General features: G+C 37.3%; 3 protein-coding genes. 1 reads left to right on the top strand and 2 read right to left on the bottom strand.

Features of this window, described 5'->3' with window-relative positions:
* Positions 1-71: 71 nt before the first annotated feature.
* Together ACZ2XM_RS15315 and ACZ2XM_RS15310 are read right to left on the bottom strand one after the other, a co-directional pair.
* The gene (locus ACZ2XM_RS15315) at positions 72-1,889 is read right to left on the bottom strand and encodes an NACHT domain-containing protein (RefSeq protein WP_490589837.1); all 1,818 of its coding nucleotides are present in this window, start codon (positions 1,887-1,889) and stop codon (positions 72-74) included.
* A gap of 109 nt (positions 1,890-1,998) precedes the next feature.
* A complete protein-coding gene (locus tag ACZ2XM_RS15310; RefSeq protein WP_458674270.1) occupies positions 1,999-5,181 on the bottom strand; it encodes a type I restriction endonuclease subunit R in 3,183 nt (1,060 codons plus the stop codon).
* 164 nt (positions 5,182-5,345) lie between these two features.
* Between ACZ2XM_RS15310 and ACZ2XM_RS15305 the strand changes: the two genes are divergently transcribed.
* On the top strand, positions 5,346-5,729 hold the full coding sequence (locus ACZ2XM_RS15305) for a hypothetical protein (protein ID WP_458674271.1): 384 nt from the start codon (positions 5,346-5,348) through the stop codon (positions 5,727-5,729).
* Positions 5,730-5,846: the final 117 nt, after the last annotated feature.

Below are 5,846 nucleotides of genomic sequence, written 5' to 3'. Positions count from 1 at the left end.
TTGAATAGGTCATCGTTTATTTCATTAAATGCAATTGTTAAAAGTATTGTATCTGTTTTATTTGGATTAGACTATAGCATACTACTTCTTATAAAACATAATTCAGAAGATTCCTGATCTTCTATATCGAAAATATTTGATATAGAATCTTTGTTTATATCTGACTTAACTAGCTCGCTAATCGTATCTAACATAAACGGGCTATAGTAGCTCTCATTTGACCGCAATAATAATTTTTCAACTATACTCATGGATTTTTTTTGAAGCTTATTTTCATTCTTAAAACAACTTTCAAAAAACTTCTCCGCTTGAGATTGATTAAATGGTTTTATAACAATTTTCTCTATATCAAACTCCGATGGAATAAGATAAGAGGCTTCCTCCCAAATAGAGTCTCTGCAAGTAATTATTATTTTAGTTCTAGCTAGATTAAAACAATAATCGTCAAATATATTTTTTAAGAAATATTGTAGCTGGAACTTTATACTTATCCCAGAAATTATTTCATCTAGTCCATCTAATACTATTATAAAGCTACCATTATCTATAGAGAGCTTGAATAGTTCTTCAGTAAAGTAGTTTGAGTCTGAGGAATCAGCTTTGTATAAATCATAAATTGTAGATACTCTATCCGATTTTAATTGATCTAGTAAAAACGATGAGTCGAGGAACAGCACATAATGCTCATTTATATACTTAAATTCTTTTAATGTTTTATTAAGGAAGTTTCTAGCAATTGTTGTTTTTCCTACTCCACCTGCTCCTGTTAGTACAACTACTGGATTATTCTCCATTTCAAACCATTTTTTTAGTACATGGGAAGCTAAAATATCATTATTTTCATCATCTATACTTGCAGAATAATTTTCAATAAAATTTTTAGTGTTTGGGAAGTCTTCAGTAAAAGCAAATGGTTCAAGATATTTTTTATATAGATGCTCTCTACCAAAATCATCTATGAAGTCTATATTAACTTCGCGACTATATATTGATTTAATACGATTTCGTACGTAATCCATACGTGTTTTTGGAGAAGTACCATTAGGCTTATCAATTAATAATACTAAACTTCCCTGGTTTTGATTAATCGTTTGAAATTCTTTAAATAGCTCTTCAATAGAGTTTTTTAAATTGGTGCTACCAATATATGAGAAATAAGTTTTTTCTCCATTTATCTTATTTATTAATTCATATAATTCATAATATTTTTTCGAGTCTTTTCCTTCTATAGGAAAATTGTCTGAAATCCTAAAAGTATCGTTTTTTTCTAAATATGATATTACTGTATTTTTTATAGTTTTATTCTGGTTGGGTTGTAAAGGTAAAAATTGGGTAGAAAATGCCTCTTCCATCTTTTTTTCTATTTTTTTTATTTGGAGCAAACTCATAACATCTACATTATCATTTTTATTTGATAAGTTTCCATTATTTCCTCTACAAAGAACTGTGTTTGCCTTGTAATCAGTACTTTGAGTCTGTATGTCGTTTTTCAAGAAATGTAACTTAAATGGCTGATTAATCTCAAAATGTATTATATTAGCCCCATTAGCCAGTCGTAGATAAAACTTAAAATCAATATTCTCAAAATCTGATATAAATTTGGATAACTTAGAATTTATACCCCTCTCTAATTTTTTAAAACTAGATTCATCTAGATCAAAATCATTAAACTTCTTATCATTCTCGTCGTATCCTATAATTAGATGTCTTTTTTTCCCAAACGAATCCAAATTTGAATTTACTAGTGCAAGAAAGTCTTTGATGAATTCTCCCCAGTTTCTTGTTATATCAAACCTTTCTCCATCATTCCTTTCTAAACTCCAATACCATTCACTTTTGAATTCTATATGACCGCATTCTTCTTGATTGCATATTTCTGCTATCTTCATAAAAAAAATCCTATGTTTAGATTACGATTTCAAAAAATATTTAAATGCACTGATTTAACGATATTTTCTTTTAGTTTAAAATGCAAACTATATCATTTTAATTTTTTATCTAGACTACTTTATTTTTCTTAAAATTCTGAGCTTGTTCAAATATCTCTTTATAGACCTCTTTTGAATCTACAGGTGGATAGCCCCATTCATCGAGCAATATCATCAAATCGAACTGTAGTTCCGCTTTGATGTCGTCGCGTTTGTTCCAGTCAGTGTATTTAGCTTTTTCATCTATGAGCTTTTTCACTTCTTTTGACAGCTCAAGTAGCTTGTCTTCTGGATAGGTGAAGTCATACTTATGCGCCAGTGACAGCAGAATGTCGTAAAACGCTTTTTCTTCAAAGTCGATACCCATTTCACCAAACGACGCCATCTCTTCGCGCAGCTCGTGATACAGCTTGATGATCTCATCAGAGAAGTCGCCAATCACTTCAGCGCGTAGTAAGTCCTGCTCGTCACGGTCGTTATACTTCTCAACCAAGGCATTCATCTTCTTACTGAAATCGACGCCCTTAACCTTATTGGTCTTTTTCAGCTCACCAATGGCTTTAGCGAGTAGCTGTTGTAGTAGCTCTAACTTGGTATTGGGCTGTTTAATTACTTCAAGCTTGGCTAGGTAGTCTTCATCGAAGATATCAATCTCACCGTCGGTGTTATCACCAAGCTTAAAGATTTCTTCAACGCCATCACTCAGCAGTGCGTTTTTCACCAAGTCACGTACCTTTTGGTTCATCTGCTCAACGTCTGGTGCGCCGCCAGTCGTGATTTTAAAGATGATGGTACGAATAGCTAGGTAGTAATGAATCTTGTCCTTGTGCGCCTTTGTGAGCTCACTGCTACCGACGCAAATATCATAGGCAGACTTCAAACGCTTGGCTAAATCCATAAAACGTTTTTCTAGCTTTTTCGATTGCAGCGCAAAGTCAGCTGCAGCGTTTAAGCAGTTAAGTTGCTGCAGTGGTGTGCCGTTAAAGTACAGGCTAGAGTCAAACTTATGGTAGACGGTATCAAGTAGGTTTAAATGGTCTTTGACCACCACGACTGACTTTTGGATGTCTTCTAAATTTTGGATTTGACCGCCGGTGTAATGTGAGAGCGCCAAGTTCATCTGTTTTTTGATGCCGATATAATCGACCACTAAGCCGCTTTCTTTACCTTCAAACTTACGGTTGACCCGTGAGATGGTTTGAATCAGGCTATGCTTTTGCAAAGGTTTATCAATGTAGATGGTATCGAGAAAAGGTACGTCAAAGCCTGTGAGCCACATATCAACGACGATGGCGATTTTAAAGTTGGACTTGCCGTTTTTAAACTGACGATCCAGCTCTTTGCGGTAGTCTTTATTACCAAGATTATCCCACATGCCTTTTGCGTCATCCTTGTTACGAGTCATGATCATCTTGACGCGCTCCATAGGCTTGACCTTTTTCTTGTCGCTTTCTGATAAGGTTGAACCTTCTTCGCACGCTCGTACCTCATCCCACTCAGGACGCAGCTCTATGATGTCTTTATACAGCTGATAGGCGGCTTCACGGCTGCTACAGACAAACATAGCCTTGCCTTTTTGTGTGGTGCCCTCAGCGACTCGTGCTTCATAATGCTGAACAAAGTCTTCTGCTATAGCTCTAATGCGGTCAGGGTCACCAAGAATGGTGGACATACTGGCCATGGCTTTTTTGCTTTTCTCAATCTGATACTCATTAGCACCAGCGTCGGCGCTCTCCGTATAGTACTTCTCTACTTCATCAAGCTGCTTGCTATCGAGCAGTACTTTGGCAGCGCGGCCTTCATAGACAATACGCACGGTGATTTCATCAAATACCGACTCAACCATAGTATAGCTATCAACCACTGGACCAAACACATCAAGGGTGGCATCAATCGGTGTGCCTGTGAAACCGACGTATGTGGCATTGGGCAATGAGTCATGTAGGTACTTAGCGAAACCGTAAGTCTTTTTAACGCCATCTTCAGTGACGGTAATCTTCTGTTGGAGGTTGATTTGACTACGGTGTGCTTCATCAGAGATACAGATAACGTTGGTACGCTCTGTCAGTAGAGCTAAGTCTTCGGTAAACTTATGAATGGTGGTTAGGAATACGCCGCCACTCTTACGTCCTTTTAGCTCTTCTCGTAGCTCAGCACGACTCTCGACACTGATGATGTTCTCATCACCAATATAGGTCTTAGCATTGGTAAAGGTTTTGGATAATTGATCATCCAAGTCGGTACGGTCAGTGATTAAGATGATGGTGGGACTACCAAGCGCCGCGTCTTTCATCAGTAGACGGGCTAAAAACAGCATGGTAAAGCTCTTACCACAGCCAGTCGCGCCAAAGTACGTACCACCCTTGCCGTCACGTAAGCCATTATCGTTTATTAAGTTGCCATGACTATCGAGCAACTTCATGTGCTGCTTGATATTGGCGTATAGCTTGGTGGCCGCATAATACTGCGGATAGCGACAAACGATTTTTTCTTCCTTGCTTGATTTGTCAGGTACGTAAATAAAATTACGGATGACATCAAGCAAGCGCGTTTTATCGAATAAACCGCTCATCATGGTCAATAAGGAGTGGATACCGTCTTTCTCTAACTTCTCATCGCCCGTGACTTTGCGCCAAGAGTAGTAGAACTCATAAGGCGCAAAGAATGAACCCATCTTTGAGTTAACGCCGTCACTAATCACGCATAGGGCGTTGTATTTAAACAGCTCTGGAATATCGCGCTTATAACGGGTGGTCAGCTGGGTATAGGCATCAAACATGGTGGCATCTTCACGGATGCTGCTCTTAAATTCAAACACCACCAGTGGTAAGCCATTGATATAAAGAATGCCATCAGGGATACGTAGCTCAAAGCCTTGTATCTCCATCTGATTGACGATGCGAAAGCGATTGTTATTGAGTGCCTCATAATCAATCAGCTGGATGTATAAATCTTTTTGGGTATAGTCTTCACGCTTTAAGAAAAAGCCATCAGCGACAAACTTCATGATGGCTTTGTTAGTGTCGTAGAGATCAGATGCCGGAAGGTATTCGAGCTTATGAATGATGGACTCAATCTCATAGTCCGTGATCAAGTCAGCTTTATAACGGGTCGCTAGAAACTGTCGAAGATCAGACTTAATTAGCACATCGTCAGGATTGCGGTCGAGTGCCTCACCAACGGTATGAGGATAGCTCTCAGCTGCTAGTAGCTCGATAATGGCTTGTTCAAGTCTGTCTTCGGTGAATTTCATTTTATAATCTCAATTATTCATAGCTAAAAATTTGTCTACAACAACAGTCCGTTATTCTATATCAATTAGGCCAATTCTGATATTAGAGTGTAATTTTGTTCGCGAATTTGTAATAATGCTTAATCATTTAATAGTAAACTTACAAAGTAATCAAAGGCTTCAAAATGTCCGCATTTCTTAACTCTCGACCTTCTACAGTAACTATGGCTGTGATACTAATTCTAGTATCAGCTGCTTTGTCAGTAATTTTAAACTTTATAGATTTGAATAATGGGATAATCGATAAAGGCACTTTTGGTTTTATGATCGTAATATCTGCTATTGCATTGATTTTTCCATACAAGATATGGAATGGTAGCAAAGGATGGATGTATGCCTATATCATTACTTTCATAGTCTTAATGGCTTTAACCTTTTTGGCGGCTTCAGAAGTTAATGTTTTTGAGGATGGTGGTCTAGGTAGATGGGATTTTAGACAAAGCATATTCGCGGGTATTTTTGCTATAGTACAATTATTATCTTCAAGCTCCAGAAACTGGTTAAGATAATTTATTATTAACTTTTCAAAGCTTTAACTATTATCTTTTTTCTCTGCACACGACAAAAAAATCATCCCCACCCGATTTTCATAGGTTTAGGGGTTAAAAAGCTAACTAACTGTCGAA

The sequence above is a fragment of the Psychrobacter sp. CoH-33_TS_01 genome, from assembly GCF_058189395.1.
Note: the sequence above shows the minus strand (reverse complement) of the source record. Positions and strands in the feature narration are given on the sequence as shown.

What these genes read in the sequence shown, in the direction of transcription:
- ACZ2XM_RS15305 (WP_458674271.1), top strand. Translation starts at nt 5,346, where the DNA reads ATGTCCGCATTTCTTAACTCTCGACCTTCTACAGTAACTATGGCTGTG.
- ACZ2XM_RS15310 (WP_458674270.1), bottom strand. Translation starts at nt 5,181, where the DNA reads ATGAAATTCACCGAAGACAGACTTGAACAAGCCATTATCGAGCTACTA.
- ACZ2XM_RS15315 (WP_490589837.1), bottom strand. Translation starts at nt 1,889, where the DNA reads ATGAAGATAGCAGAAATATGCAATCAAGAAGAATGCGGTCATATAGAA.